Genomic DNA, 26,818 nt, shown 5'->3' with positions numbered 1-26,818 from the left:
ATGGGACGGACCATGAGCACACCAACCACCATCTACTACCACGCCGACTGCCTCGACGGCTTCGGCGCGGCCTACGCCGCCTGGCGCCGCCTCGGCAATGCGGCACGCTACCTGCCGGTGCACTACGGCAGCGCCTGGCAGGTCGAAGACGTCGCCGGACGCGACGTCTTCATCCTCGACTTCTCCTTTCCCCGCGCCGAACTCGAGCGCATGTCCGCGCGGGCCTGCTCCGTCTGCCTGATCGATCACCACGCCAGCGCCCGCGCGGCGTGGGCCGAGCTGCTGCACACGGACGAAGGGAACAGCGGCGCACGCCATCACGATCCCGCCCGCAATCTGACGGTGATCTTCGATCTCGAACGATCCGGCGCCCGGCTCGCATGGGAACATTTCCACCCCGATACGGCCGTCCCGGCAGCGCTCGCACACATCGAAGACCAGGACATGTGGCGCTTCCGGCTTCCCGGCACGCGCCCGTTCTGCCGCGCACTGCGCATGCGCGACTTCGCCTTCCCGAGCTGGGATCCCATCGTGCGCGCAAGCGAGGATGCGACGTCCCCCGCCCATCGGGCCCTGCTCGACGAAGGCGAAGCCGTCGACCGCTTCCTCGCCATCGAGGTCGACCGGCTCGCGGCAAGTGCGCTGGTGATGCCCGTGGGCTTGCAGTCCACCGTCGCGCCGGGCGCCACGGCCTCCCCGTCCGACGAGCGGGTCAGCGGCCTGGCAATCAACGCCAGCGCCGCATTCGCGTCCGAACTCGGCGGACGGCTCGCCGAACGCTCACGCACCTTCGGCCTCGTCTGGCAGCTTGCCGGCGACGGCTTCGTGAAGGCATCGCTACGCGGCTGCAACGTCGTGAACGTCGCGCGCATCGCCGAACACTACGGCGGCGGCGGCCACCCCAACGCCGCCGGCTTTCGCATGCCCTCGCGCGATTTCCTCGAGCAGGTGCTCGCGGCAGTGCCCGACCGGGCATGCTGAACCCCCAGAAACGCCAAATTTGCCTATAATTAAAGCCAGATGGCGTCAATGGAGTTCACCATGAGTACCCCTGCTGCAGTTCTTCCGCCCACCGTCTCGCTTTCGATCGAATCCGTGCTCGGCGGCCAGGGCGTGCTGCATGCAAAGCCGCGGACGGCGCTCGACTGGGTCTCCGTCATCCGCCGCGGCATTTCCTCGGCGGCCGTCGATTCGGCCACGAAAACGCTGCATGTCACCCAGGCCGAACTTGCCGGGGCCCTGGGCATACCGGAACGGACGCTGGCGCGGCGCAAGAAGGAAGGCACCCTCAACAGCGAGGAATCCGCCAAGCTCGTACGTCTCGCACGGGTCGCGGAACGCGCCCAGGAGGTCTTCGAGGACCCGGACGTTGCCATGCACTGGCTGAAGTCGCCCAACACGGCCCTCGGCGCTGCCGTGCCGTTGTCGCTGATGGACACGGACATCGGAGCCGAGAGCGTGCTGGACACCCTGGGCCGCATCGAGCACGGCGTATTCGCCTGATGCTCACGGGGTGGCGTCTGGTGACGGCGCGTTTCGCGGATTCGGCATTCTCGGGCGAGGGCGCGCGCCTGTACGGCGGGCGCTGGAATCGCAAGGGCGTCCCGATGGTATATACCGCTGCGACACAATCCCTCGCCATGCTCGAAATGCTCGTGCAGGACGAACCCTTGCGCGCCCGTTACGTGGTCATTCCGGCAAGAATCCCGAGCGGCCTGCGCATCGACCGTATCGCCGTGGACGAGTTGCCCGGCGACTGGCGCAGCCCCGCGGCGCGCGAACACCTGCAGGATCTCGGCAGCGACTGGGCGAAGGGCAATTCGGCCGCCGTCCTCGCCGTTCCCAGCGCGGTGATCCCGTCGGAAACGAACTACCTGCTCAACCCCTTGCACCCCTCCTTTGCCAGAATCTCCATCGGCGAAGCACAGGAATTCATCACGGACCTGCGCCTGATACGAAGTTCATGATCGCGCACCGTGCGCCGCTTCCGCCCGAAGACGGCCGCCGCTCAGCGAACGCCCGACAACCCACCCCGACCTCGCACTACCCGCAATGTCCCCTACCCGCGAAGAAGACAAGACCGGCGATGCACTGAAGGCCCAGCGTTTCCAGATGCTGGAAGACATCGCCAGCGAAATGTCGAGCAAACTGGTCGTCCCAACCTGTTTCGACGTCACCATCCGCCTGCGCGAACTGCTCGACGACCCCGACGCCCCCGTCGAACGGATCAGTGCTGCCGTAAGCCTCGACCCGATGATCAGCAGCCGCCTGCTGAGCGTAGCCAATTCCGTGCTCAACCGCCGCGATGGCCCGCCGTGCAAGGATCTGCAGTCCGCAATCATGCGCATCGGCATGAAGGCGGTACGTTCCCTCGCGCTCGGCGTCGCGATGAAGCAACTCCTGCTGGCGAAGGACCTCACCGACTTCGACGGCATCTCCAGACGGCTGTGGACGCATTCCGTGACCACCGCTGCCGCCTGTTCCGTTCTCGCGCGCAAGTTCGGTCGTGTCACCGCCGAGCAGGCACTGTTCGCCGGCCTGGTGCATGACCTGGGCGCCAGCTACATGCTCTATCGCGCCTCGCAGTACGACGAATTGCGTCAACGACCGGATACCGTCAAGCACCTCGTCTACCAGTGGCACGAGAGCATCGGCGAGTCCCTGCTCTTCGCCCTCGGCATCCCCGAGGAAATCGCCATCGCCACGCGCGACCACGACCACCCCCGCCCCGTGCCAGAATATCCACGCAACCTCACCGACATCGTCTACATCGGCAATGTCATGGCCGGCGGACATTTCGAGTGGATGAAGAAGGATTTCGACGCCGCCGGGCAGGCCCGCACCGAGCTCGGCGAACCCTATCTGTCCCTCATCGACGACATGAAGACTGCGACCGCGGAACTCCACTCCGCGCTCGACAACTGACGTCCGCGGCAACCGGGCGCAAACGGAAACTACGGAGAGGATTCCCGCACGGATTGCCTGTAAAATTCCCCTCCGACGGAAGGCTGCCGGAGCGCTGCGCGTCGCCCCGGCGACGCCATGATCGATTCGCCTGTCCGGCAAACCATCCTGTACGGACACGGAGGCGCGCATGGCGCTGGCATCACTCTCGACGCAGCAGATCATCGACCAGCTCGATTCCGGCTATCACTGGGTCGGCAGCACCATCACCTACGCCTTCCCGGTCACCGCCGCCAGCCTGTTCTGGACCGACGAAGGCGGCTCCTTCCAGCCGCTGGGCGCAACCGGGCAGGCGTACGCCGAAGTGGCGCTCACCTCGTGGGACGAACTGATCGCCCCGTCCTTCGCGGAAATATCGGGATCCGCGTCCGATGTCGAATTCGGACTCACCCTCAACGCCGACTACGCCCACGCCTACTTCCCATCGCACGGAAGCGTCTGGTTCAGATCCGGCGATGCCTCCCTGGCCGACCCCGAGGTCGGCGGCTACGGCTACATGACCTATGTCCATGAGGTCGGCCACGCCTTGGGCCTGGACCACATGGGCGACTACAACGGCTACGCGGCCGAGCCGACGAGCTACCAGGACAGCACGGTCCTGTCCGTCATGTCCTATTTCGGTCCATCCTACGGCGCATGGTCGGCCGGAACCGGCCAGATCGCATGGGCCGACTGGGTCGGCTCGGACGGCAGGCTCTACCAGCCCCAGACCCCCATGCTCGACGACGTCCTGGCGATCCAGAGCATGTACGGCGCCGACCGCACGACGCGCACCGGCGACACCACCTACGGCTTCGGCTCGAACGTCACCGGTGCGATGGCGGAGATCCTCGATTTCACGCGCAACGCCCATCCCGTCCTCACCATCTACGACGCAGGCGGAAACGACACCCTCAATCTCAGCGGCTGGTCGTCGGGCAGCACGGTCGATATCGCGCCGGGAGCCTACAGCTCCTGCAACGACATGACCAACAACATCGCCATCGCATACTCGACGGACATCGAAAACGTCGTCTGCGGCGAGGGCTCCGATTCGATCCGCGGCAACACCCTCGCGAACCGTCTCGACGGCGGCGGCGGCAACGACACCATCTACGGCCTCGGCGGCGACGACGAGCTCCTCGGCGGTGGCGGCAACGACTATCTCGACGGCGGCACGGGTATCGACTGGGCCACCCTGGGCGCGGACCTCGGCAGCTACGCGATCATCTACGACGCCACCACCGGAATCTTCACGTTCCAGAGCCAGTCGACCGGGATCGACACCGTCACCGGCACCGAGTACTTCCGCTTCGCCAACGACGTCACCCGCAGCGCCGGCGAACTCGCCGGCGGGCAGCGCGCGGCGCCCGTTGCCGGGATCACGGTCTCGGGCACCGGCCGCGCCAACATCCTCACCGGCACCGACGCCGACGACCAACTGTTCGGCCTCGGCGGCGCCGATTCGCTCGACGGCGGCTTCGGACACGACCTGCTCGACGGCGGCCGTGGTGCGGACCGCCTCTCCGGCGGCAACGGCGACGACACCTATGTTGTCGACAACCGCAATGACATCGTGACCGAGTCGAACGGCCTGCTCGGCGGCATCGACACCGTGCGCAGCACCGTCTCCTTCGCCCTCGGCGCCGACCTCGAACACCTCACCCTCACCGGCCGCGCACGCGCGGACGGCACCGGCAACGACGGCGACAACGTCATCGCCGGCAACGCCGGCCGCAATACCCTCGACGGCCGCGGCGGCGAAGACACCCTGATCGGCGCGGGGGGGCGCGACCTCCTCACCGGCGGCGGCGGCCAGGACGTCTTCCGCTTCGACACCGTTTCCGATACCGGCACGAATGCCCGTACGGCAGACCTGATCACGGATTTCGCGATCGGCGAAGATCTCCTCGACCTGTCCCTCATCGACGCGAACCTCCTCACTGCTGAGAACGACGCCTTCGACGCCACCTTCCTCGCTGCCGGAACCGCCTTCTATGCGCCAGGTCAGCTCCAGTTCGCCGGCGGCATCCTGTACGGCAACGTTGACGCCGACGCAAAGCCCGAATTCGCGATCAACGTCGGACAGATAGCACTCTCCCACAGCGACATCGTGCTCTAGGCCGAACCGCAGGAATCGCCCATTGCGCGGCGGTTCCACCGTCATCGCCTTACACACGATTACAACACGTTTGCATGGAATGCTTGCCGCCCGACGCCGTCGCGCTACACTGCGCGCCTTGATGTCTTCCGAACGGAATATGCACAGACATACGGCCCTGCGACGCTCCCTGCTGATCCTGATGCTTCCCCTGCTGGCCTCCACGTGGAGCCACGCAGCGGAACAGAAAGCCGACAGCGGGGCAACCACAGTCGAGCTGTCGGCCGACGCCCGCCGTGCGGCAGCCAACGACCTCGCCATCGCAACCCTTTATTTCCAGGCGGACGACCGCAATCCCGGCGCGCTCGCGCGCCAGGTCAACACCGCCATCGCGGCGGCGCTGGAACAGGCGCGCGGCTATGCCACGGTGAAGGCGAAGTCAGCCGGCACCGCCACCTTTCCGGTGTATGGCAAGGAAGGCCGGCGCATCGAAGGCTGGCGCATGCGCACCGACATCCAGCTCGAAAGCCGGGACCTCCCCGCCCTCACCGAACTCGTCGGCAAGCTCCAGGGAACGCTCGCACTTTCCGGCCTGATCCTGCAGCCCTCGCCCGAAACCCGCAAGAGCACGGCCGACCTCGCCGCCACCGACGCGATCCGCGCCTTCCAGGAGCGCGCCGGAGCCATCGCCGCCACGCTGAACAAGCCGTGGCGGATTCGCCACCTCTCCGTCGCCCACGGCGGCAGCCCCCGCCCCCCTTTCCCCGCGGCGCGCGCGGCGGCATTCGCTGCCGAGGCCTCGCCAATGCCCGTCGAAGCCGGCGAGACCGAAATCATCGTCACCGTCAGCGGCACCATCGAACTGACGGACTAACGCGGCACGCACCCGCCGCACGCTTCTGAAAGACACTCCATGCGCCTCGATCGCCAACTGGCAGCCCTTTCCGCACTTCTCATCGGCGCGGGTTCCCTCGCCGGCACCGCCTGGACCCGCGACGGTTCGCGGGTCGTCAGTTACTCCTGCCCCGGCGGGGAGCAATTCACCGTCGAATACCTGGAAGGCCACGTGCGCCTGCGCACCGGCGCCGGCATCTTCGCCCTCACGGGCGAGAAGACGGCCAGCGGGGCAAAGTACTCCGACGGCTATACGGTACTCTCGGCCAGCGGAGACCAGGCCATGCTCGAACGACCGGGCCTGCCCGAAAGTCCGGCCTGCAGCGCCATCCGCAAGGCCTCGCTCTGACGCCCGGCCGGGAACGTCCGCGCGTTCGGCCCCACTGGACACCCGACGACTATTTCCCTATCGTTTGCGGATAGTGTGCAGGGGAGCTCCATGGCCGTCCGCAAGCTGCTTCGTGCCTTGACCGCATCCGCGATCGCAGCCCTGGTCGCAGCCTGCGGCAGCGTCCCGGCCCCGCGGCCCGACGTGTCATCCGCACCGACCGTCCCTTCCGGACGCGCAAGCGCCGACTATTTCGTCCTCGATGACCCCGAGCATTCGCGCGAGATGGTCATCTTCGCGCTGGGCCTGATCGACACCGGCTACCGCTTCGGCGGCCGCAATCCCGACGCCGGCCTCGACTGCAGCGGCATGGTTTCCTACGTCGTCGAGCAGGTCTCGGGCCGCCGCCTGCCGCACAATGCCGCGCAGATCGCCGACCGGACGCGGCCGGTCAGCCTCGCGGTGCTCCAGCCGGGCGACCTCGTGTTCTTCAACACCATGAACCGCCCCTACTCCCACATGGGCATCTACATGGGAGAAGGCAAGTTCGTGCATGCGCCATCGAGCCGCGGGCGCGTGCGCGTCGAACGGCTCGACAGCCCCTATTTCAGATCCAGATTCGACGGCGCCAGGACGCTCCTGGCAGACAGTTGAACAAAGCGGCCCGGGCGCGCACAACCCGGGGCGGCGCTGCACCCGCCGACGCTGACAGGAAGCATCTCACCTAACCTTCAGCAGGAGGAGAATCATGCATACACGGAAGATCAGCGAGGTCATCGCCGGCCGCCCCATCCTCACGGGCCCTGCCCACCTCACCGTCAGCGACGCAGCACGCCTCATGGCCGAAACCAGGGTCGGATCGATCATGGTCACCGAAGGCGGCAATCTCATCGGCATCTTTACCGAACGCGACGCCCTGGTCCGGGTGCTGGCCGCAGGTCTGGATCCTCAGGCGACGCCGATCGCCCGCGTGATGACCGCGCGCGTGATGACCGCAACGCCCGAGATGCCGCTCGGCCACGCATTGCACCTGATGTTCGAAGGCGGATTCCGGCACGTACCCATCGTGGCGAACGGCCAACCCGTCGGAATGGTGTCGGCGCGTGATGCGCTCGGACCCGAGCTCGTCGAATTCGAGGGCGAGCTGCTGCAGCGGGAAGCGATCGCCGAAGTGCTCTGAGCGGGCGCCACTCCCCGGCGGCGGCCGTCAGGGCTTCTGCCGGGGCGTATGAACGAACACTTCGCCGGACTTGGTCAGTCCCAGCTCGAAGCGTGCGCGTTCCTCGATCGCCTCGTTGCCGGACTTGAGATCGCGCACTTCGGCCTCCAGGCCCGCATTGCGCTGTTCCAGTTCGCGGTTCTTCTCGCGCTGTTCGTGCAGCTGCCGGTCCACGTCCCACACCCGCAGCCAGCCGCCCTTGCCCAGCCAGAGCGGATACTGCAGGACTGCCACCAGCAGGATGAGGATGACCAGAGGCCAGCGCATAGGGATGAAGATCTGCCCGTAACCAAAAGAAGGCCGGCGAATTCATCGCCGGCCTTGTGCATTGAGTCATTGCGAACGGCCCTCGCGGGCCGCCGCCGAACGCGAAACGCTTAGCGCACGCGCAGGTTGTAGAAGGCGCGACGGCCCGGGTAGCTGACGGTATCGCCGAGATCTTCCTCGATGCGCAGCAGCTGGTTGTACTTCGAGATGCGGTCCGAACGCGACAGCGAACCGGTCTTGATCTGCATCGCGTTGAGGCCGACCGCGATGTCGGCGATCGTCGAGTCCTCGGTCTCGCCCGAACGGTGCGAGATCACGGACGTGTAACCCGCGCGCTTGGCCATCTCGACCGCGGCGAAGGTTTCCGACAGCGTGCCGATCTGGTTGATCTTGATGAGGATCGAGTTGGCGATGCCCTGGTCGATGCCCTGCTCGAGGATCTTCGTGTTGGTCACGAACAGGTCGTCGCCGACGAGCTGGATCTTGCGGCCGAGCTTGTCGGTCAGCGTCTTCCAGCCGGCCCAGTCGTTCTCCGCCATGCCGTCCTCGATCGACACGATCGGGAAGCGGTCGGCCAGCGTCGCGAGGTAGTCGGCAAAGCCTTCCGAACTCAGGGTCAGGCCTTCGCCGGCGAGGACGTACTTGCCGTCCTTGTAGAACTCCGACGCGGCGCAGTCGAGCGCCAGCACCACTTCGCGGCCCGGCTCGTAGCCTGCGGCCGAGATCGCGTCCTGGATCATGTTGAGGGCTTCCTCGGTACTGCCGACGTTCGGCGCGAAACCGCCCTCGTCGCCGACGGTCGTCGGGTAGCCCTTCTTGTCGGTGAGCTTCTTCAGGTGATGGAAGATCTCGGCGCCGCAACGCAGCGCCTCGCGGAAGCTGGTCGCGCCGACGGGCATGATCATGCATTCCTGGATATCCAGGCTGTTATTCGCATGCGCGCCGCCGTTGATGACGTTCATCATCGGCACCGGCATCGCCATCGGGCCCGAACCGCCGAAGTAGCGGTAGAGCGGCAGGCCGGCCTCTTCGGCGGCGGCCTTCGCGACGGCCATCGACACGGCCAGCATCGCGTTGGCGCCGAGGCGCGACTTGTTTTCGGTGCCGTCGAGCTCGATCAGGGTACGGTCGATGAAGGACTGTTCCTCGGCGTCGAGGCCGATGATCGATTCCGAGATCTCGGTGTTGACATTCTCGACCGCGCGCAGGACGCCCTTGCCCAGGTAGCGCGCGGCATCGCCGTCACGCAGTTCGATGGCTTCGCGCGAACCGGTCGAGGCACCCGACGGCACAGCCGCACGGCCCATCACACCGGATTCGAGCAGAACGTCCGCCTCGACGGTCGGGTTGCCGCGCGAATCCAGAATTTCGCGGGCAATGACATCAACGATTGCACTCATGGGTATTCCTGTCCTTCCAGGGGTCAAAAATAGGTTTGATCGAAACGCGGGCTGCCGCTTCAGCCGGCCAGCTCCATGAAGCCGTGGCGCTTCACCAGGCTGTCGATGTCCTTCAGCGTCGCCAGCAGCGCCTTCATCTTCGGCAGCGGCCACGCATTCGGGCCGTCCGACAGGGCCTTCGCCGGATCGGGGTGGGTTTCCATGAACAATCCCGCCACCCCCACGGCCACCGCCGCGCGCGCCAGCACCGGCACGAACTCGCGCTGCCCGCCCGAGGCCGTGCCCTGCCCGCCCGGGAGCTGCACCGAGTGCGTCGCATCGAACACGACCGGGCAACCGGTTTCGCGCATGATCGCAAGGCTGCGCATGTCCGACACGAGATTGTTGTAACCGAACGATGCACCGCGCTCGCACACCATGATGGTGTCCGCGCCGCCGTTGGCCTCGCGCGCCTTGTCGACGACGTTCTTCATGTCGCCCGGAGCGAGGAACTGCCCCTTCTTGATGTTCACCGGCTTGCCGCTGGCGGCGACCGCATGGATGAAGTCGGTCTGGCGGCACAGGAAGGCCGGCGTCTGCAACACGTCGACGACAGCCGCGACAGCCGGGATTTCCTCGATCGCATGCACGTCGGTGAGCACCGGCACGCCGAGCTGCTTGCGCACGTCGGCGAGGATGTCGAGTCCCTTCTCCATTCCCATGCCGCGGTAGGACTTGCCGGAACTGCGGTTGGCCTTGTCGTACGACGACTTGTAGATGAAGGGGATCGCCAGCTCGGCGCAGATCTCCTTCAGCGCGCCGGCCGTCTCGAAAGCCATGTCGCGCGACTCGATCACGCACGGCCCGGCAATCAGGAAGAAGGGCTTGTCGAGGCCGGCCTCGAATCCGCAGAGTTTCATCGCGACTCCCTCACGCCGCCTCGGCGGCTGCCTTGCGCGCCAGCGCCGCCTTCACGTACGCCGTGAACAGCGGATGACCCTTGCGCGGGTTGGAAGTGAATTCCGGGTGGAACTGGCAGCCGACGAACCACGGGTGCACGTCGGCCGGCAGTTCGATCATCTCGCACAGGTCGGTGCCCGGGGCACGGCCGGAGACGACCAGGCCCTTCTCCTCGAGTTGCGAGAGCAGCTTGTTGTTCACTTCGTAGCGGTGGCGGTGGCGCTCGACGACGTCGGCCGAACCGTAGACCTCCCGCGCCAGCGAGCTGTCGGCAAGGTGGCACAACTGCGCGCCGAGGCGCATCGTGCCGCCCAGGTCGGAACTTTCGCTGCGCTTCTCGACCTTGCCGGTGCGATCCTGCCATTCGGTGATCAGGCCGATCACCGGGTATGGGGTTTCGCGCTCGAATTCGGTCGAATGCGCCCCGGCCATGCCGGCGACGTCGCGGGCGAATTCAACCACCGCAAGCTGCATGCCGAGGCAGATGCCCAGATAGGGAACCTTGTTCTCGCGTGCATAGCGGATCGCGGCGATCTTGCCCTCGGTGCCGCGCTTGCCGAAACCGCCCGGCACCAGGATCGCATCCATCTTCTCGAGGGCCTTGCAGCCGTCGCGCTCGATATCCTCGGAGTCGAGGTAGTGGATCTTCACCTTGCTCTCGGTGTGCATCCCGGCGTGGTTGAGCGCCTCGATGAGCGACTTGTACGATTCGGTGAGGTCGACGTACTTGCCCACGAAGGCAACGTCGATGGTCTGCTTCGGGTTCTCGAGCGCATGGACGAGCTTTTCCCACACGCTCAGGTCCGCGGCGCGCGCGAGGATGTTGAGCTTGTGGCAGACGATCTCGTCGAGCATCTGGTCGTGCAGCTGCCCCGGGATCTTGTAGATCGAGTTCGCGTCGAGGCACTCGATGACCGCTTCGGGCATCACGTTGCAGAACAGCGCGATCTTGCGGCGCTCGTCGGCGGGAATCGAACGGTCGGCGCGGCACAGCAGGATGTCGGGCTGGATGCCGATCTCGCGCAGCTCCTTCACCGAATGCTGCGTCGGCTTGGTCTTCAGCTCGCCCGCGGTCGGGATGTACGGAACCAGCGTCAGGTGGATGAAGCAGGTGCTGCTGCGGCCCTCCTCGATCCCCATCTGGCGGATCGCCTCGAGGAAAGGCAGCGACTCGATGTCGCCCACGGTGCCGCCGACCTCGACGATCGCCACGTCGGCACCTTCGGCACCGCGCTTGATGTACTGCTTGATCTCGTCGGTGATGTGCGGGATGACCTGCACCGTCTTGCCGAGATACTCGCCGCGGCGCTCCTTCTTGATCACCGACTCGTAGATCTGGCCGGTGGTGAAATTGTTGCGCTTGCTCATGCGGGCGCTGGTGAAGCGCTCGTAGTGGCCCAGATCGAGGTCGGTCTCGGCGCCGTCCTCGGTCACGAAAACCTCGCCGTGCTGGAACGGGCTCATCGTGCCCGGATCGACGTTGATGTACGGATCCAGCTTGAGGTGGGTAACCTTGATGCCGCGGGATTCGAGAATGGCCCCCAGCGAGGCCGCTGCAATGCCTTTGCCCAAAGAGGACACGACACCGCCGGTAACGAAGACGTATTTGGTCATGGGAACGTTGCTGCGGGAAAGCGCGATGATAACCGAAGAGCCCCGCAGGCCGGAAGCGATGTGCGGCACCTGCCCTTTTCCCCGGGCGAAAACGGTGCGATCGTGAATGCCATGACGAGCGCGAAACGCGAAGCGGCGCCGGCGAAAGGGCGGCGTCTGATACTCTTCGGAGCCTTCGACCGCCACAACTTCGGCGACCTGCTGCTCGCCCGTTGTGCGGCGGCGGGCGCTCGCACCGAAATCGTCTTCGCCGGCCTCGCCGCACGCGACCTGCGCAAGTTCGAGGGCTTCCAGGCCCTGGCGCTGGCAGACGTCATCGCAACCTTCGGAAGAGAGGACGCCGACTTCGTGCACGTCGGCGGCGAGCTGCTCACGACCACCGCCTGGGAGGCCGCCGTGATGCTGCAGTCCCCGACGGAGGCGGCACGCATCGTGGCCCTGCACGACCGCAGCCCGGAAGCGCGCACGACGTGGGCACGGTCGGTCCTCGGCACCGCGCGCCTCATTCCCTACGTCATTGCGCGGGACGAGCTGCCCGCCCGCTGGCGCACGCACTTCTGCCCTGTGGGTGGCGTCGCATTCGACACCCTGCCGGCCGCGGAGCGCGACGAGATCCTGCGGGCGCTGCGCAGCGCGAGCACGCTCCGCGTCCGCGACCGGACGACCCTGGATGCACTTCGCGGCGCCGGGCTCGATCCCGAGCTCCTGCCGGACCCGGCCGCGGCAACGCCCGCGCTTTTCGGCGCAACGATACGGCAACACGGACAAGGCGGCGAAATCGCAGCGCTGCGTTCCCGGATGCGATCATGGATTGCGGTTCAACTCGCCGCGGAATGGGGGGACGACGCGACGCTCGACCGCGTCGCACGGCTCCTGCTCGCCACGTCGGCAGCACACGGAACAGGCATCGTGCTGTTCCGCGCGGGGCTGGCGCCGTGGCACGACGACCTCGATACGCTTCGGCGCCTTGCGGAGCGACTCGGGACGCAACGTCCGGTCGCGATCCTCGAATCTGCCCGCGTGTTCGACATCTGCGCCCTGCTCGCCGGCGCGTGTGCCTGCGTGGGCACCAGCCTGCATGGCTGGATCGTCGCACACGCGTTCGGGGTGCCTGCGCGCTGCCTCGTACGCAGCCCTGCCGACAAGGCCGCGCACTATACGGATACCTGGTGCGGCGTGCCGTGCCAGTGGCGCACGCCGGACGACGAGCCGCTGTTTCCCGAAACGGTCAGCGGATGAAGTCGCGGTTCACTCCGCGGAAGAGTTCGGTGCCGCCCCGGCGCAACCACTCGAAGGCGACCATTTCGCGCGACACGATCTCGATGCCGTGACCGCGCATGCGCGCGAAGGCCAGTTCCCGATCGCTCGATCGACGCGAGCCGGCGGCGTCCGCCACCACGAAGACGTCGCGGCCCGCCCAGCGCAGCCCCAGCGCGGTCTGTTGGACGCACACGTGGGCTTCCGTTCCGCACACGACAACCTGCCGTCGGTCGTCGATGGCCGTGCCCCGGAGGCATCCGTCCGCCTCGGCCGAAAAATGCTCCTTGGTCACGAACTGCGCCCCGGCCGCGACGGCCGCAGCCTTCACCTCGGCGACGGTCCCCCCGATCTTGCCCGGAAAGTGCTCCGTGACGACCACCGGCACCCCCAGGCGCGCGGCGACGCCGGCAAGCCAGACGCAGTTGCGCACGACCGATTCGCCCTCGTCGATCGCCGGCGCGAGGCGCTCCTGCACATCCACGATCAGCAGCACGGACTTCTCGCAGTTCATCAGCATCATCGGATCTCCCTATGGATTCGCGGCGTTCAGGTGGCCGGCTCGGCGCGATCGCGAAAACGTCCCGGCGCGTCGGGGCTCGTCCGCGCTTCGACGTTCCCGTTCTGCTCCGGACAGGATGAGGACATGCGCCATTGCGCAAGAATGTGTCATTTTCGCTCGGGACTGTACCCCATCTGCCGGACGATGATGCGTCAGAGGAAAGCGCGCAATCCGTCCGGCAGCGGCACCGACTTGTTCGTGCCCATGTCCATCCATACGACCTTGGACGCACCTTCCGCATACAGCCGCTCGTCGCCCTCGACGAAGAGCTCGTACCAGGTCATCGCGCTGCTCCGGCCGGGTTGTCCTGCATACATCTTGACGATCACGGTCGCCGGATAATTCACCGGCAGCAGGAAGGTGCAGCTGGCGTTGATCACGACCGGCCCCGTGCCGCAGTTCGGATCGACCCCGAAACCGAGCTGCTCGATCCATTCCACGCGGGCCTGCTCGCAATAGCGGAAATACACGGTGTTATTGACGTGCCCGTAGTAGTCCATGTCGCCCCAGCGCACCGGGATGCGGGTGGTATGAACCAACTTTCGTTCCTGTTTCATTCAATCGATTCCTCAGGTTTGGCTCGACAAGACACTCTAACATACGGTACCGTATGTTCGATATGCACCGGTGCGACAGGTGACGTGCGCCTCCAAGGGCATGCATGTATTAAACTGCATCCCCGCGATGCACAAAACCAATATGCGCGTATTCAAATGGAGAACTGAATGGAACGCGAATCGATGGAATTCGACGTCCTGATCGTCGGCGGCGGGCCTGCGGGGCTGGCCGCGGCGATCAGGTTGAAGCAACTGGCGGCCGAGAAAGGCAATGACATCTCCGTCTGCCTGATCGAGAAGGCCGCCGAGATCGGCGCCCACATCCTCTCCGGCGCGGTAATGGATCCGCGCGCGCTGAACGAGCTGATCCCCGACTGGAAGGAACAGGGCGCGCCGGTCACCACCGCGGTCACCGAAGATCGCGTGATCTTCCTCAACGAAACGGGCGGCCGCAAGGTGCCCACCGGCCTGCTGCCGGACTGTTTCCTCAACCACGGCAACTACATCGTGCGCCTCGGCAACGTCGCCAAGTGGCTCGGCGAACAGGCCGAAGCGCTGGGGGTCGAGGTCTATCCGGGTTTTGCGGGTGCCGAGATCCTGTTCGACGAGACGGGTGCCGTGAAGGGTGTCGCCACGGGCGACATGGGCGTCACGCGCGAAGGCGAACAGGGCCCCGCCTACCAGCCGGGCATGGAGCTGCACGCGAAATACACGCTGTTTGCCGAAGGCTGCCGCGGGCATCTGGGCAAGCAGCTCGAGGCGAAGTTCAACCTCAGGAACGGCGTCGACCCGCAGACCTACGGCATCGGCCTGAAGGAACTGTGGGAAGTGCCCGCCGAGCGTCATGAGCCGGGCGTGGTCGTGCATACCACCGGCTGGCCACTGCCCTCGGACACCTACGGCGGCGGCTTCGTCTATCACCTCGAGGACAACCTCGTGGCGATCGGCTACGTCGTGGGCCTCAACTACACCAATCCGCACCTCTCCCCGTTCGAGGAATTCCAGCGCTACAAGACGCATCCCGAGATCCGCAAGTATCTCGAAGGCGGCAAGCGCCTGGCCTACGGTGCGCGTGCGATCGCCGCGGGCGGCCTGCAGAGCCAGCCCAAGCTGGTGTTCCCGGGCGGCGCGCTGATCGGCGACGACGCGGGCTTCCTCAACGCTGCGCGCATCAAGGGCAGCCACGCCGCGATCAAGAGCGGCATGCTCGCAGCGGAAGCCGCGTTCGACGCGGTGGCCGCTGAACGTCAGCGCGACGAACTCGCTGCCTTCCCGGAAGCGTTCAAGAGCAGCTGGCTGTATGAGGAACTGCACAAGACGCGCAACTTCAAGCCCTACATGAAGAAGGGCCTGTGGATGGGCTCGCTGCTCTTCGGCATCGACCAGAAGGTGCTCAAGGGCAAGGCGCCGTGGACGCTGCACAACAGCTCCGACCACGACAAGCTCAAGCTCGCGTCGGAATGCCCGAAGATCGACTACCCGAAGCCCGATGGCGTGCTGACCTTCGACCGCCTCTCCTCGGTGTTCCTGTCGAACACCAACCACGAGGAAGACCAGCCCTGCCACTTGCAGCTGAAGGATGCGTCGGTGCCGATCGCCGTGAACCTCGCGAAGTACGACGCCCCTGAGCAGCGCTACTGCCCGGCCGGCGTGTATGAGATCGTGCGCGACGAGTCAGGCCAGAACCCGCGCCTGCAGATCAACGCGCAGAACTGCGTGCACTGCAAGACCTGCGATATCAAGGACCCGACGCAGAACATCAACTGGGTCGTGCCGCAGGGTGGTGAAGGACCGATCTACCAGGGGATGTAAGCTCCGGCCGGCTGCCGACGAGGCAGCAGGGCCTGCGACAGCAAAGGGCGGCTTCGGCCGCCCTTTTTACTGCCCCGCCAGCCGTTTCACGGGTTCGTCTGCAGACCGAGGGACGAGCGCACCGTCGCCTCGGTGACGACGCCCGACAAGGCCGTCTTGCCGCCCTTCCCGTCGAAAAAGATCGTTCTCGGCAACTCGCCGCGCCACTTCGAATCGAGCGCATACCCGAGTGCTTCGGGCGATTCCGCCCCGTACGCGAATCTCTGCCCCGGCACGGCAAGCAGGTCCAGCGGTTCGGCCAATCCGGCAAACTGCGGCTCGACTGCCACCGTCACCAGCCTGAACCTGCGGTCGGCCTTGACCATCTCGGCGAAGAGCTTCAGGTTCTTCTTGCAGTGGACACATTCCGAGGACCACAGGGCGACGATCGTCGGCACCGTATGGCGCGACGGATCGACGATCCGGGTGGCCGCAGCCCGGTCCAAGGCCTGGAATTCGGTCGCACCGCAGGCAGCGGCGACGCACCAGCACAAGCTCGCAACAACGTGTCGGATCTTCATTCCAGCCAGTACCCCCGCATGCCCTCGTTCTCCGTCCGCCAGAACGCGAACAGCGCGTCGCCGCGACGGATCACGCGCGGCTGGTCCGACGCGCCGCCGGTCGCCGCCAGTGCCCGCGCATTGAAGGTCGCGCCGCCGTCCGCCGACACCTCTGCCCGCAGAAGCGTGCGCTCGCCGTCGAATTCCTTCCAGACAACGGCGACGCGCCGCCCGGCGGTCGCGATGTCGGCATGCGCGGCGCGCTCGCCGCCCAACGCGCGCTGCCCGTCCACCCGCCCGTCTTTCAGGCGCCCGTAGAACACGCGCCCTTCGCCCTCCTTCTCGTTGAACCACACGGCGTGACGCGTGCCGTCAGGCGCGACGGCGAGCGAGGGGCCGTGATGCGGGCAGGCGTCGATGCGCCACCGGTCGAAGGTGGCGCGCGCAACCGGTCCGGGCGCTCCGTCCGCGCCCAGCTTGACCACCGCATGGTCGCGCTCGTTGGGTTCGAAGACGTGGCGCCACATCAGCAGCGGGAGCCCGTCCGTATCCCCGGTGATCGCGATGCGGCAGCATTCGCAGGAATGGTCGGCGATCTTCCGCTCGGTGCGGAAACTGCGCCCGCCGTCGTCCGAGATGGCCGCGTAGATCGCCGCACCGCGGTAATCGCGATTCGCCGCCTGCGCCAGCTCGAGGTCGCGCTTGTCGATCCACGCCAGCACGACCTTGCCGGCGCCGGTCACGGCGAGCGAATCGAAGCGATGGGTGATTTCCTGGCGGTCGCGATGGACCGTGACCGGTGCTGTGAAGTGGCGCCGGTCATCGGCACGGGCGAAGCGGATCTCGCCGGTGAAGCGCTTCGCCAAGGGCCGGGTCCATGACACCAGCGCCGCACCGTCGGCATCGAAGGCGAGCTTGGGGCGATTTTCGCCGTCGGCCGAGATCTGCTCCGGCTCGGCATTCACGACGACGGCAGCCTCCCAGCTGCGCCCCTCGTCCGCACTGCGATGCAGAAGCACATGCTGCCCATCCTTGGTCACCGCGTAGAGCGCACCATCGGGTGCGAAGGCCGCGCTCGTTCCCAGTTCGGGACGCGCAGGCTTCCCCGCGGTCATGCCGTGCATGTGCTGAGCTCGCTGCGCGTCGGCCGCGCCGGCGTTCGCGATCACGAACGCCCCCAGCACCGCCAGCATCGCCCGTCGGGTTGCACTCCGTGGCGTGGTGACGCTCACCATTTCGCCTCCACACCCGCGATCACCGTACGCGGCAATCCCGGCGAATACACCGGGGTGCTCCGCGTCGACAGCTGCGCGCTTTCGGCGTAACGCTTGTCGGTGAGGTTCTGGACGCTGCCGAACAGCGACCAGGTCGGGTTGAGCGCGTAATTCCCGCGCAGGTTGAAGAGGTTGTGGCCACCGTACTTCACTGTGTTCGCGTCGTCGAGCCAGTACGAGCCGATCCTCGACCACTCGAGCTGCGCCCGGATCGCGGCCGTCGGCGCCCAGGTCAGGCGGGTGTTGGACATGAAGCGCGGCGCGCTGGCCTGCTCGTTTCCGCCGAAGTCGCCTTGTGAAGTCTCCCAGTCCTCGAACTCGTGCCACGCATAGGACATCGCAACATCGAGCCTGACGGCGCGATGCAACGGCGCACCGAGCCCCAGTTCGATCCCCCGGTGACGCGTCTTGCCGGCATTGGTCGTGATCGTCTGCGTCGTCTCCGGATCACGCTGGCTCACGATGTCGTCGCGCTTGGTCAGGTCATAGGCGACCAGATCGTAGGACACGCCGGCCACCACACCACGGATGCCGAATTCGAACTGCTCGGCGCGGATGGCGTCCAGTTCGACCGCCGACTGCGCAAGCGCCAGTGCCGAGGCGCGGCTCGTGGCGCGCGACGGACGGAAGAGCTGGGACTCGGACGGCGCGCGGAACCCCTGGTTGTACGAGGCGAACAGGTGGGTATCCCGATCGAGCGCGTACGTTGCCCCGAACTTCGGTGTCGCGCGACGGAAACTCACCGTGCTGTCGGCCGCCTGGCCGTAGAAGCTGCTTCCCGCCTGCACAACACCGGCGGCGAAATCGTTGCGGAAGGCGTAGCGCATGTCGTCGTAACGCAGGCCGGCGGTCAGGCGCAGCCTGTCGGTGGGCGAAATCTCGCCGTGCAGGTAGGGCGAGATGCCGCGATATTCGACGTCGTAATCGTAGATGCGCGGCCCTAGGGTGTAGTCGATGAATTCCTGGCTCGCACCGCTTCCGCGCATCGTCGCATTGATCCGGTTCTCGCGCCGCGATCCGGGGCTCATGTCGAGATCGACGCCCGCGATCAGGCGCGCACGCATGGGCGCGAAATCCTGTCGCCACTTCGCCATCAGGCCGTAGGACTGGTTCCGCGTCTCGGCAAGACTCGGATCGAAGCGCAGTGCGAAGCTCGCCAGCAGGTCCATGCTGTTGTCGCGCACGTAGGGCGTGATCGACAGCAGCGAATCCGCGGTCTCGTGCTCGAAACTGGTCGACAGGCGCAGCGCGCTGACCTTGCGGAAAGCGATTGGCAGGTAGTTGCGCGTCGGATCGTGCTTGTAGTCCTCGCGCACGAGGGGCGAGTTGGCGCCCGTGTCCTGATCGATCTCGGAGAAGCCGAGGACCGTCTTCAGCGAAGTGCTGTCGCCGATGAAGTGGTCCCAGCGCAGCGTGCCGCTCTTGCGGTCGTAGGCGGTGTCGTCGCGCCATCCGTCGGTCGCGGAGAGATTCAGGTCGGCGCGGAAGCCGCCGCTCGCGTAGCCCGAGCCGCCGCTCAGGAGCGCGCGCCGCCAGCCGTGTTCGCCGATCTCGACGGAACCGCCGAGTTCCGTCTTCGTCGGTGGCACTCGCGTCAGCACGTTCACGACGCCACCGATGGCATCCGAACCGTACAGCGCCGACGACGGCCCGCGGTTCACCTCGATGCCGCCGGCCTGCGGCACGTTGATCTCGTACAGCGCGTTGTGATTGAAGAAGCCGGGCGAACGCGAGGGAATGCCGTCCTCGAGGAACAGGTACACCGGGCTCGTCGTGAAGGGCTGGCGGATCGCGGTGGTGTGCCCCTCGCCGTTGGTCACTGCGACCGCAGCGCCCGGAATCTGGCTCATGACCTGGGCGGGATGGGCGGGCTTGTCGGCCGCGAGCGCCTCTGCCTTCACCGCTCCGACCGAAGCGGGCGTTTCGACCAGCCGTTCCTTCTCGCGCGTACCGGTGACCGTCACCTGTTCGAGGATGGTTTCGGCCTCGGCCGCCGACGCCCCGCCGATCGCGCAGGCGCAGGACAGCGCGACGAGGGCGCGGATCCGTTCAGCGCTCATGCCCCGCGCCTCCCATCGTGCCGAGCGGGCGCACCGCAGCCTTGACCTCGAGCGTCTCGCGCTTGCCCTTGCTCCCCTCCACGGTCAGCACGAGCGGCACGGTATCGCCGGGCTGCAGCGGCTTGCGCAGGTCCAGCAGCATCACGTGGTGCGCTCCCGGTTTCAGTTCGACGGTCTGGCCGGCGGGAAGCTGCACCCCCGCGACGGGACGCATCTTCATGACTTCCTTCTCCATCACCATCTCATGGATCTCGACGGTACCGGCGACCGGCGAGCCCACCGCGACCAGCCTGGCATCCTCCGATGCAGTCAGCCGCATGAAGGCTCCGGTGACCTTCTGGTGCGGCACGGTCGCGCGCACCCACGGTTCCTCGACTTTGACGTCTGCCTGCGCGGGCAGCGAGAAGGAGATCAGGGACAGGGCTGCTGCAATGTAATGCTTCATGTTTCCACTCCTGCATGTCTGGCGATCCGCCCGGCAACCGCGCGACAAACCGGCGCCGGCACGGATGAATGGCGATACGGCGAAGAACCCGGTATCGGGGTCGAAGCGCCGCAAACGTATCTGACGAAGATCGGGAATCAGCCCCGTGCACGCCGCGCCTTTCCTGTACCGGTCAGGCGGGTCGGGGCGAAGAACGTTCAGGCGAGGAGTGGCGGTGCGCGCGGAGGCGACTTGATCCACGCAAACAGCGGGCGCGGGGAGTGGAAGTACAACCGGGGGAATTCGTCACTGCCGGCTTCCAGCGCAAAGGGCACCACGGGCGGCGCCGGCAGGGCCGGTGCCCCCCCATGCGTTGCGCAGAAGGCGCAGCGTTCCGCGGGAAACAGGTCGGGGTTGCCGCCCTTGCTGTCGCCGGCGGAATCGTCGACCGCGACCAGCTTGGTGCCGGCCACGGTACAGACCTCGACCCAGCGCGTTTCGCCGCCGGCAACCCGCGACAGCGCATGGCTCATCGCCGGCATGACGGCACCGAGCAGGATCGCGAACAACGCGATCCATGCCGTCAGGGTGCGGGTCGAGCGCTTGAGATGCATGAGCGGATAGAGGCCTCGGGACGCTGGCATTCTAGCGACGAGGCTCCCGTTTCCCTTGACTGCAGTCAAGCGGAGGAAAAAGTCGGCTGCCAACTGCTTCACGCTTCGGCAGCCCTTGAGTCGGACCTTTCGTCAGGCCGATCAGCCGAGCCAGCGCCGCGCATTGCGGAACATCCGCATCCACGGCGAATCCTCGCCGAGCGTCGCGGGATGCCAGCTCATCTGCACGGTACGCGCGGTGCGTTCCGGGTGCGGCATCATGATCGTGAACCGGCCGTCAGCGGTCGTCACGCCGGCCAGGCCGTCGGGCGAACCGTTCGGGTTGAACGGGTAGCTCGCGGCCGGCTTGCCGTGGTTGTCGACGTAGCGCACCGCGGTGATCACGCTGCCGCGATCTGCGTCCTCCGCGAACACCGCCCTGCCCTCGCCGTGGCTGACCACGATGGGCATGCGGCTGCCCGCCATGCCGGCGAAGAGGATGGACGGGCTCTCCGGAATCTCCGCCATCACGAAGCGCGCCTCGAACTGCTCGCTGCGGTTGCGATGGAAGGTCGGCCAGTGGTCGGCCCCCGGGATGATGGCAGCGAGGTTCGCCATCATCTGGCAGCCGTTGCACACCCCCAGCGCGAACGTGTCGCTGCGGCCGAAGAAGGCCTCGAACTGCTCGCGCAGCGCGGCATTGAAGAGGATCGACTTGGCCCAGCCCTGGCCGGCGCCGAGCACGTCGCCGTAGGAGAAGCCGCCGCAGGCAGCCAGGCCGTGGAAGTCTGACAGGTGCCGGCGGCCCGCCTGCAGGTCGGACATGTGCACGTCGAACGGCGCGAAGCCCGCGCGCTCGAACGCGGCAGCCATCTCGGCCTGCGAGTTCACGCCCTGCTCGCGCAGGATCGCGATCTTCGGACGGGCACCGGTCGCAATCATCGGCGCGACGATATCCTCTGCCGGGTCGAAGCTCGTGACGACGCTCAGGCCGGGATTCGACACGTCCGCAAGGGCCTCGAACTCCTCGCGCGCGCAGTCTGCGTCGTCGCGCAGGCGGGCGATGCGATAGCTCGTTTCCGACCAGGTCTGCAGCAGCTCGGCGCGCGGCGCGCTGAACACCAGCTTCGCGTTGCGCCAGAAGCGGAGTTCGTCGCGTTCGTTCGGTTCGCCGAGGAAGTGGTAAGTGAGCCCGGCGTCGCGCAGCGGCGTCGTGACGCGCGCACGGTCCTCGCGGCGGATCTGGATCACCGCGCCGAGCTCCTCGGCGAACAGGCCGCCGAACAGGCGGTCGTTGAGGCGACCCTTGATCGTGTCCGGCTTCTTGTCGAGGCCGTCGACGTCGTTCATGTACTGGTCGTAGCACACCGTGTCGAGCACGACGGACAGGCCGCACTTGGACGCGAAGGCCATCTCGCACAGCGTCGCGAACAGGCCGCCGTCGCTGCGGTCGTGGTAGGCGAGCAGCAGTCCGTCGCGGCGGAACTGCTGGATCAACGCGAAGAACTTAGCCAGCTGTGCCGCGTCGACGTCCGGCGCGTGCTCGCCGACGGAACCGAACACCTGGGCGAGCGCCGAGCCGCCGAGGCGGTTGCGGTCGTTACCGAGGTCGATGAGCATGAGCTCGGTTTCGACACCGTCGGGAAACTGCAGCTGCGGCGTGAGCGTGCGGCGGATGTCCTCGACCGGCGCGAACGAAGTGACGATCAGCGACAGCGGAGCGACCACCTGGCGATCCTGCCCCGCGTCCTGCCACGCCGTTTTCATCGACAGCGAATCCTTGCCGACCGGGATCGAAATCCCCGCCGCCTGGCAGAACTGCGACACGGCGCTGACGGTGTCGTAGAGCCTGGCGTCCTCGCCGCGATGGCCCGCGGCCGCCATCCAGTTCGCCGACAGCTTCACCTTGCCGAGGTCGGAAATGTCGGCCGCGGCGATGTTCGTGATCGCCTCGCCCACCGCCATGCGGCCGGATGCCGGGGCGTCCAGGCACGCGACCGGCGTACGCTCGCCCATCGCAAAGGCTTCGCCCTTGTAGCCGTGGAAGCTCATCGCGGTGACGGCCACGTCGGCGACCGGAATCTGCCACGGGCCGACCATCTGGTCGCGCGCCGTCATGCCGCCGACCGAGCGGTCGCCGATCGTGATGAGGAAGTTCTTGGAGGCCACCGTCGGCAGGCGCAGCACGCGCAGGCACGCCTCCTTCAGATCGACATCGGTGACGTCGAACGGCGGCACATGCACGGCACGGCGCGACACGTTGCGCGTCATCTTCGGCGGCTTGCCGAGCAGCACCTGCATCTCCATGTCGACCGGCTTGTTGTCGAAGTGGCGGTCGCTCACGGTGAGGTGGCCGTCGGCGGTCGCCGCACCGAGCACCGCGAACGGACAGCGCTCGCGTTCGCAGATGGCGCGGAACTCGTCGAGGCTTTCGGGCGCGATCGCGAGGACGTACCGCTCCTGCGACTCATTGCTCCAGATCTCGCGCGGGCTCATGCCCGGTTCCTCGATGTGCACCTCGCGCAGTTCGAAATGTGCGCCGAGACTGGCGGAATCAGCCAACTCCGGCATCGCATTCGACAGGCCGCCCGCGCCGACGTCGTGAATCGCGAGGATAGGATTCGCCTCTCCGCGCTGCCAGCAGGCATCGATGACTTCCTGGCAGCGGCGTTCGATTTCCGGATTGCCCCGCTGCACCGACGCAAAGTCGAGATCCGCCGTGTTGGTCCCGGTAGCCATGCTGGACGCCGCGCCCCCGCCCAGTCCGATCAGCATGCCCGGACCGCCGAGCTGGATCAGCAGCGTGCCGGGAGCGAACTGCACCTTGTGCGACTGCTGTGCCTGGATGCTGCCGACGCCGCCGGCGATCATGATCGGCTTGTGGTAGCCGCGCACCTCGCTCTGCACTTCCTGCTCGAAGGCACGGAAGTAGCCCGCGAGGTTGGGACGTCCGAACTCGTTGTTGAATGCCGCGCCGCCGATCGGCCCCTCGATCATGATGTCGAGCGCCGATGCGATGCGCTCGGGCTTGCCATAGGGCTTTTCCCACGGCTGGACGAATTCGGGGATGTTCAGGTTGGAGACCGAGAAGCCGGTGAGGCCGGCCTTGGGCTTGGAGCCGCGGCCCGTCGCCCCTTCGTCGCGGATCTCGCCGCCCGCACCGGTCGAAGCGCCCGGGAAGGGCGAGATCGCCGTCGGATGGTTGTGCGTCTCGACCTTCGCAAGGATGTGGGTCTCTTCCGCACGGAAGCGCCACTGGCCGTCGGGGTCCGCGTAGAAGCGGTCGACCACGGCACCTTCGATGACCGACGCATTATCCGAATAGGCCACGACGGTCCCTTCAGGATGGGCCTTGTGCGTCTCGCGGATCATGCCGAACAGGGTCTTGTCCATCGTGCGCGCGTCGATGACCCAGTCCGCGTTGAAGATCTTGTGGCGGCAGTGTTCCGAGTTCGCCTGCGCGAACATCATCAGCTCGACGTCGGTCGGATTGCGCCCCATGCGCGTGAAGTTGTCGACGAGGTAGTCGATCTCGTCTTCCGACAGCGCCAGGCCCAGCTCGCCGTTCGCGGCGACGAGCGCGGCGCGGCCGCCGCCGATGACATCAACGGTCGTCAGCGGCTTGGGTTCGTAGTGATGGAACAGCGCCTCGGCCGCCTCGACGTTCTGCAATACCGATTCGGTCATGCGGTCGTGGAGCAGCGGGAGCACCGCGGCGAACTGCCGATCGTCGAGCCCGCCCCGCACGTCCAGCGAGTAGGCGATACCGCGCTCGATGCGCACGACCTTGTCGAAACCGCACTGGCTGGCGATGTCGCTCGCCTTCGACGACCACGGCGAGATCGTGCCGAGCCGCGGCACCACCACCAGCGGCGTGCCTGCCGGCGCCTGTGGCGTCGCGGGCACCGCGCCCAGCAGATCCACCAGTCGCTCGAGTTCCACGGCGCTCAACGGCGCCTTGATCTCGATGAGATACCAATGTTCGGCTGCGAGCCCCTTCAGTTTGGGCAGCGCGTCGGCAACGGTACGCGAGAGCCGCTCCAGGCGGGAGGAAGAAAGCGCCGGAGCGCCGCGCAGCTTGAGAATTTCGGCCATTTGAGTCGGTGCGAAGGATCGGGAGGGACGCGAACGGAGTTCGTCGTACGGAAAGGCCGGAATTATACCCGACGGTCGCGCCCGCTCCTGCTGGTAGTTTCCCGCGTCCGCAACCGGCGTGGCGGGCCGCACTGCGTGACACGACAGACCGGTTCAAGGTTTGCACGCGCAGATCGGGTAGAATTACGCGTTTTTGGCCAACGCAGCCTGATGACCACTGCCCCCCTGTCTTCGCCCAGTCGCTCGCGCGAAAGCGCCTGCTGGATCGCGGTTCCCGCCGCAATCCTCGCGCTGTGTGCGCTGGCAGCCCTGGCAAGCGGGCGCAACACCGACTGGTTCCTGGGCTGGAATGCCGCGGCGGCGGCGGCCCCCGCCTTCCTGTGGGCCGGCCTGACCAACCTCGGTTCGACCTCCGGCGCATTCGCGATGCTCGCCGGCTTCCTCGCCTGGCACCCGCGATGGGCGGCATCCGCCCTGCTGGCGGTTCCCGTCGGCGCGCTCTACACGCATGGCGCCAAGGAATTCTTCGATGAAGCGCGGCCGGCGGCCGTCCTCGGCGCGGAGCATTTCAACGTGATCGGGGAAATCCTGCGCACGGGTTCCTTCCCGTCGGGCCACTCCGCCACGGCCTTCGGCTTTGCCGCGGTCGCCGCTCTGTGTGCCGTACAGGCGGGCAAACGGTGGATCGCCGTCGCCGCGCTCGCCATTGCCGCGGCGGTCGCCTTCTCGCGCGTGGCCGTGGGCGCGCACTGGCCGCTCGACATCTTCGCCGGCGCGGCCGGCGGCTGGCTCTGCGGCGCATTCGGGGTGTGGTGGTCGTCGCGCTGGCGCTTCTGGGAGAAGCGCACCGGCTGGCGCGTGCTCGCCGTCCTGATGGCCGGCTTCTCGATCTCGGTGTTCTTCGAGGAGCTCGGTTATCCGGAAGGACGCTGGATCCAGTACGCGTTGAGCGCCTGGGGGCTGGGCGGCATCGCTTTCGCGCTCGCGCGCGCGCCCCTGCCGCAAGGGCGACGCACATGAAGCGGCTGCTGGCGATTGCCGCGAGCCTTGCGCTGCTCGTGTGGCTGGCGTGGGACGGCCGCTGGCAGGGTCTCGCCGATGCGTTCCGGCGCTTGGACCCGCTAACCCTGATGCTCGCGTTCATCGGCTTTGCGGCGAGCTATGTGCTGCGCGCCGGCCGCGTTTACGACGAATTCCGTCGCGACGCGCATGGCCGTTTCGGAGCCTGCCTGCGCATCGTGCTGATCCATAACGCGATGGTCAATGTCGTGCCGTTCCGCGGCGGCGAAGCGGCCTTTCCGGTCCTGCTCGGGCGCAACTTCGGCACGCCGCTGGCCCGCGCCATCGCATCGCTGTTCTGGTTCCGCCTGCAGGATGCGCTCGTCGTCGCCGTGCTTGCCGTTGCCGTCTGGCCGGGCCTCCCGCCCCCCCTGCGACTCGCGGGCATCTTCGGACTCGTCGCCTTCGCCTGGTACCTGCCGCGCTGGGCGCGCGCGCCGCACGCCTGGGCCGAACGCGGCGGCGCCGCGGCGAAGCTCGCCAAACTGCGCGACGCCTTCGCCGACTCGACGCGGCACGCGCGCTTCGGCTGGGCATGGACGCTCGCGAACTGGTCCGTGAAGCTCGCCACCCAGGCCTGGCTCCTGTCGTCACTGCTCCCGGCCGGCCTCGCCGTCGGCGCGGCCGGCGCGCTCGGCGCGGAACTCGCCGCGATCCTCCCGGTCCAGGGTGTCGCGGGATTCGGCACCTATGAAGCGGGCGCGGCGGCGGCGATCCTGCCGCACGGCGTCCCGTTCGAAAACGGCCTTCAGGCCGCCCTCGCCCTTCACCTTTTCGTCATCGCCTGTGCTGTAGCATCCGGCGCCGTCGCCTGGCTCATGCCGGCGCCACCCTCTGCGTCCGCAACCCCAGATCGCTCGCATCTTTCCGGAAAACACTGA

Annotated in this window: 25 protein-coding genes; 13 read left to right on the top strand and 12 right to left on the bottom strand. The window is 66.9% G+C overall.

The features are described 5' to 3' along the window. Positions 1-12 precede the first annotated feature (12 nt). The 9 genes from BW991_RS09485 (at position 13) to BW991_RS09445 (ending at position 7,446) form a co-directional block, all read left to right on the top strand. Positions 13-981: a DHH family phosphoesterase gene (locus BW991_RS09485; protein ID WP_076601853.1), complete on the top strand. Its 969-nt coding sequence runs from the start codon at positions 13-15 to the stop codon at positions 979-981. Positions 982-1,041: 60 nt separating this feature from the next. Beyond that, positions 1,042-1,503, top strand: a complete 462-nt coding sequence (gene parS / locus BW991_RS09480; protein WP_076601852.1) for a type II RES/Xre toxin-antitoxin system antitoxin — start codon at positions 1,042-1,044, stop codon at positions 1,501-1,503. Then, positions 1,503-1,967 carry an RES family NAD+ phosphorylase gene (locus BW991_RS09475; RefSeq protein ID WP_076601851.1) on the top strand — a complete coding sequence of 155 codons (465 nt, stop codon included), beginning with the start codon at positions 1,503-1,505 and terminating at the stop codon, positions 1,965-1,967. Before parS ends, BW991_RS09475 begins: the two co-directional genes overlap by 1 nt. Before the next feature lie 85 nt (positions 1,968-2,052). After that, entirely contained in the window at positions 2,053-2,925 is an 873-nt protein-coding gene (locus tag BW991_RS09470) for an HDOD domain-containing protein (RefSeq protein ID WP_076601850.1), read from the top strand. 169 nt (positions 2,926-3,094) lie between these two features. After that, a complete protein-coding gene (locus BW991_RS09465) occupies positions 3,095-5,065 on the top strand; it encodes a M10 family metallopeptidase C-terminal domain-containing protein (protein WP_076601849.1) in 1,971 nt (656 codons plus the stop codon). Positions 5,066-5,204: 139 nt separating this feature from the next. After that, positions 5,205-5,918, top strand: a complete 714-nt coding sequence (locus tag BW991_RS09460) for an SIMPL domain-containing protein (protein ID WP_076601848.1) — start codon at positions 5,205-5,207, stop codon at positions 5,916-5,918. Between the two features lie 39 nt (positions 5,919-5,957). After that, the gene (locus BW991_RS09455; RefSeq protein WP_076601847.1) at positions 5,958-6,287 is read left to right on the top strand and encodes an MliC family protein; all 330 of its coding nucleotides are present in this window, start codon (positions 5,958-5,960) and stop codon (positions 6,285-6,287) included. Between the two features lie 90 nt (positions 6,288-6,377). Continuing rightward, complete coding sequence (locus tag BW991_RS09450) at positions 6,378-6,920, top strand: C40 family peptidase (RefSeq protein ID WP_076601846.1); 543 nt, start codon at positions 6,378-6,380, stop codon at positions 6,918-6,920. 94 nt (positions 6,921-7,014) lie between these two features. Further along, entirely contained in the window at positions 7,015-7,446 is a 432-nt protein-coding gene (locus BW991_RS09445; protein WP_076601845.1) for a CBS domain-containing protein, read from the top strand. A 27-nt stretch (positions 7,447-7,473) separates the two neighbouring features. Here the strand turns inward: BW991_RS09445 and ftsB are convergent, their stop codons facing one another. The 4 genes from ftsB to BW991_RS09425 form a co-directional block, all read right to left on the bottom strand. Next, positions 7,474-7,752, bottom strand: coding sequence for a cell division protein FtsB (gene ftsB / locus BW991_RS09440; RefSeq protein ID WP_076601844.1), 279 nt, complete (start codon positions 7,750-7,752; stop codon positions 7,474-7,476). 110 nt (positions 7,753-7,862) lie between these two features. Beyond that, on the bottom strand, positions 7,863-9,152 hold the full coding sequence (gene eno, locus BW991_RS09435; protein ID WP_076601843.1) for a phosphopyruvate hydratase: 1,290 nt from the start codon (positions 9,150-9,152) through the stop codon (positions 7,863-7,865). A gap of 59 nt (positions 9,153-9,211) precedes the next feature. Further along, positions 9,212-10,051, bottom strand: coding sequence for a 3-deoxy-8-phosphooctulonate synthase (gene kdsA, locus BW991_RS09430; protein WP_076601842.1), 840 nt, complete (start codon positions 10,049-10,051; stop codon positions 9,212-9,214). Between the two features lie 10 nt (positions 10,052-10,061). Then, the gene (locus BW991_RS09425; RefSeq protein WP_076601998.1) at positions 10,062-11,705 is read right to left on the bottom strand and encodes a CTP synthase; all 1,644 of its coding nucleotides are present in this window, start codon (positions 11,703-11,705) and stop codon (positions 10,062-10,064) included. Positions 11,706-11,816: 111 nt separating this feature from the next. On the opposite strand from BW991_RS09425, the gene BW991_RS09420 reads away from it, so the two are divergent. Then, positions 11,817-12,944, top strand: a complete 1,128-nt coding sequence (locus tag BW991_RS09420) for a polysaccharide pyruvyl transferase family protein (protein ID WP_076601841.1) — start codon at positions 11,817-11,819, stop codon at positions 12,942-12,944. Here the strand turns inward: BW991_RS09420 and BW991_RS09415 are convergent. Both BW991_RS09415 and BW991_RS09410 read right to left on the bottom strand, forming a co-directional pair. After that, positions 12,934-13,482, bottom strand: a complete 549-nt coding sequence (locus BW991_RS09415; RefSeq protein ID WP_076601997.1) for an isochorismatase family protein — start codon at positions 13,480-13,482, stop codon at positions 12,934-12,936. The genes BW991_RS09420 and BW991_RS09415 overlap by 11 nt on opposite strands. 194 nt (positions 13,483-13,676) lie before the next feature. Further along, positions 13,677-14,081 carry an acyl-CoA thioesterase gene (locus BW991_RS09410; protein ID WP_076601840.1) on the bottom strand — a complete coding sequence of 135 codons (405 nt, stop codon included), beginning with the start codon at positions 14,079-14,081 and terminating at the stop codon, positions 13,677-13,679. A gap of 168 nt (positions 14,082-14,249) precedes the next feature. Between BW991_RS09410 and BW991_RS09405 the strand changes: the two genes are divergently transcribed. Beyond that, a complete protein-coding gene (locus BW991_RS09405; RefSeq protein ID WP_076601839.1) occupies positions 14,250-15,893 on the top strand; it encodes an electron transfer flavoprotein-ubiquinone oxidoreductase in 1,644 nt (547 codons plus the stop codon). An 86-nt stretch (positions 15,894-15,979) separates the two neighbouring features. On the opposite strand, the gene BW991_RS09400 is transcribed toward BW991_RS09405, so the two are convergent. The 6 genes from BW991_RS09400 to purL form a co-directional block, all read right to left on the bottom strand. Further along, positions 15,980-16,453, bottom strand: a complete 474-nt coding sequence (locus tag BW991_RS09400) for a TlpA family protein disulfide reductase (protein ID WP_076601838.1) — start codon at positions 16,451-16,453, stop codon at positions 15,980-15,982. Beyond that, positions 16,450-17,667: an exo-alpha-sialidase gene (locus BW991_RS09395; RefSeq protein ID WP_244551654.1), complete on the bottom strand. Its 1,218-nt coding sequence runs from the start codon at positions 17,665-17,667 to the stop codon at positions 16,450-16,452. The genes BW991_RS09400 and BW991_RS09395 overlap by 4 nt, the downstream gene beginning before the upstream one ends. Continuing rightward, the gene (locus BW991_RS09390; protein ID WP_076601836.1) at positions 17,661-19,766 is read right to left on the bottom strand and encodes a TonB-dependent receptor; all 2,106 of its coding nucleotides are present in this window, start codon (positions 19,764-19,766) and stop codon (positions 17,661-17,663) included. Before BW991_RS09390 ends, BW991_RS09395 begins: the two co-directional genes overlap by 7 nt. Continuing rightward, positions 19,756-20,211, bottom strand: coding sequence for a copper chaperone PCu(A)C (locus BW991_RS09385; RefSeq protein ID WP_076601835.1), 456 nt, complete (start codon positions 20,209-20,211; stop codon positions 19,756-19,758). Before BW991_RS09385 ends, BW991_RS09390 begins: the two co-directional genes overlap by 11 nt. A gap of 197 nt (positions 20,212-20,408) precedes the next feature. Further along, the gene (locus BW991_RS09380) at positions 20,409-20,834 is read right to left on the bottom strand and encodes a DUF2946 domain-containing protein (RefSeq protein ID WP_244551653.1); all 426 of its coding nucleotides are present in this window, start codon (positions 20,832-20,834) and stop codon (positions 20,409-20,411) included. Positions 20,835-20,945: 111 nt separating this feature from the next. Continuing rightward, a complete protein-coding gene (purL, locus tag BW991_RS09375; RefSeq protein ID WP_076601833.1) occupies positions 20,946-24,878 on the bottom strand; it encodes a phosphoribosylformylglycinamidine synthase in 3,933 nt (1,310 codons plus the stop codon). A 210-nt stretch (positions 24,879-25,088) separates the two neighbouring features. Between purL and BW991_RS09370 the strand changes: the two genes are divergently transcribed. Then, positions 25,089-25,898, top strand: a complete 810-nt coding sequence (locus tag BW991_RS09370) for a phosphatase PAP2 family protein (protein ID WP_076601832.1) — start codon at positions 25,089-25,091, stop codon at positions 25,896-25,898. Beyond that, the gene (locus tag BW991_RS09365; RefSeq protein WP_076601831.1) at positions 25,895-26,818 is read left to right on the top strand and encodes a lysylphosphatidylglycerol synthase transmembrane domain-containing protein; all 924 of its coding nucleotides are present in this window, start codon (positions 25,895-25,897) and stop codon (positions 26,816-26,818) included. The genes BW991_RS09370 and BW991_RS09365 overlap by 4 nt, the downstream gene beginning before the upstream one ends.

It is taken from the genome of Aromatoleum tolulyticum (assembly GCF_900156155.1).
Classification (GTDB): Bacteria; Pseudomonadota; Gammaproteobacteria; order Burkholderiales; family Rhodocyclaceae; genus Aromatoleum; species Aromatoleum tolulyticum.
This window is presented reverse-complemented; position numbering and strand designations above follow the sequence as displayed.

Excerpts from the sequence above, each read along its gene's own strand:
- BW991_RS09485 (WP_076601853.1), top strand. The coding sequence starts at position 13 with ATGAGCACACCAACCACCATCTACTACCACGCCGACTGCCTCGACGGC.
- parS (WP_076601852.1), top strand. The coding sequence starts at position 1,042 with ATGAGTACCCCTGCTGCAGTTCTTCCGCCCACCGTCTCGCTTTCGATC.
- BW991_RS09475 (WP_076601851.1), top strand. The coding sequence starts at position 1,503 with ATGCTCACGGGGTGGCGTCTGGTGACGGCGCGTTTCGCGGATTCGGCA.
- BW991_RS09470 (WP_076601850.1), top strand. The coding sequence starts at position 2,053 with ATGTCCCCTACCCGCGAAGAAGACAAGACCGGCGATGCACTGAAGGCC.
- BW991_RS09465 (WP_076601849.1), top strand. The coding sequence starts at position 3,095 with ATGGCGCTGGCATCACTCTCGACGCAGCAGATCATCGACCAGCTCGAT.
- BW991_RS09460 (WP_076601848.1), top strand. The coding sequence starts at position 5,205 with ATGCACAGACATACGGCCCTGCGACGCTCCCTGCTGATCCTGATGCTT.
- BW991_RS09455 (WP_076601847.1), top strand. The coding sequence starts at position 5,958 with ATGCGCCTCGATCGCCAACTGGCAGCCCTTTCCGCACTTCTCATCGGC.
- BW991_RS09450 (WP_076601846.1), top strand. The coding sequence starts at position 6,378 with ATGGCCGTCCGCAAGCTGCTTCGTGCCTTGACCGCATCCGCGATCGCA.
- BW991_RS09445 (WP_076601845.1), top strand. The coding sequence starts at position 7,015 with ATGCATACACGGAAGATCAGCGAGGTCATCGCCGGCCGCCCCATCCTC.
- ftsB (WP_076601844.1), bottom strand. The coding sequence starts at position 7,752 with ATGCGCTGGCCTCTGGTCATCCTCATCCTGCTGGTGGCAGTCCTGCAG.
- eno (WP_076601843.1), bottom strand. The coding sequence starts at position 9,152 with ATGAGTGCAATCGTTGATGTCATTGCCCGCGAAATTCTGGATTCGCGC.
- kdsA (WP_076601842.1), bottom strand. The coding sequence starts at position 10,051 with ATGAAACTCTGCGGATTCGAGGCCGGCCTCGACAAGCCCTTCTTCCTG.
- BW991_RS09425 (WP_076601998.1), bottom strand. The coding sequence starts at position 11,705 with ATGACCAAATACGTCTTCGTTACCGGCGGTGTCGTGTCCTCTTTGGGC.
- BW991_RS09420 (WP_076601841.1), top strand. The coding sequence starts at position 11,817 with ATGACGAGCGCGAAACGCGAAGCGGCGCCGGCGAAAGGGCGGCGTCTG.
- BW991_RS09415 (WP_076601997.1), bottom strand. The coding sequence starts at position 13,482 with ATGCTGATGAACTGCGAGAAGTCCGTGCTGCTGATCGTGGATGTGCAG.
- BW991_RS09410 (WP_076601840.1), bottom strand. The coding sequence starts at position 14,081 with ATGAAACAGGAACGAAAGTTGGTTCATACCACCCGCATCCCGGTGCGC.
- BW991_RS09405 (WP_076601839.1), top strand. The coding sequence starts at position 14,250 with ATGGAACGCGAATCGATGGAATTCGACGTCCTGATCGTCGGCGGCGGG.
- BW991_RS09400 (WP_076601838.1), bottom strand. The coding sequence starts at position 16,453 with ATGAAGATCCGACACGTTGTTGCGAGCTTGTGCTGGTGCGTCGCCGCT.
- BW991_RS09395 (WP_244551654.1), bottom strand. The coding sequence starts at position 17,667 with ATGGTGAGCGTCACCACGCCACGGAGTGCAACCCGACGGGCGATGCTG.
- BW991_RS09390 (WP_076601836.1), bottom strand. The coding sequence starts at position 19,766 with ATGAGCGCTGAACGGATCCGCGCCCTCGTCGCGCTGTCCTGCGCCTGC.
- BW991_RS09385 (WP_076601835.1), bottom strand. The coding sequence starts at position 20,211 with ATGAAGCATTACATTGCAGCAGCCCTGTCCCTGATCTCCTTCTCGCTG.
- BW991_RS09380 (WP_244551653.1), bottom strand. The coding sequence starts at position 20,834 with ATGCCAGCGTCCCGAGGCCTCTATCCGCTCATGCATCTCAAGCGCTCG.
- purL (WP_076601833.1), bottom strand. The coding sequence starts at position 24,878 with ATGGCCGAAATTCTCAAGCTGCGCGGCGCTCCGGCGCTTTCTTCCTCC.
- BW991_RS09370 (WP_076601832.1), top strand. The coding sequence starts at position 25,089 with ATGACCACTGCCCCCCTGTCTTCGCCCAGTCGCTCGCGCGAAAGCGCC.
- BW991_RS09365 (WP_076601831.1), top strand. The coding sequence starts at position 25,895 with ATGAAGCGGCTGCTGGCGATTGCCGCGAGCCTTGCGCTGCTCGTGTGG.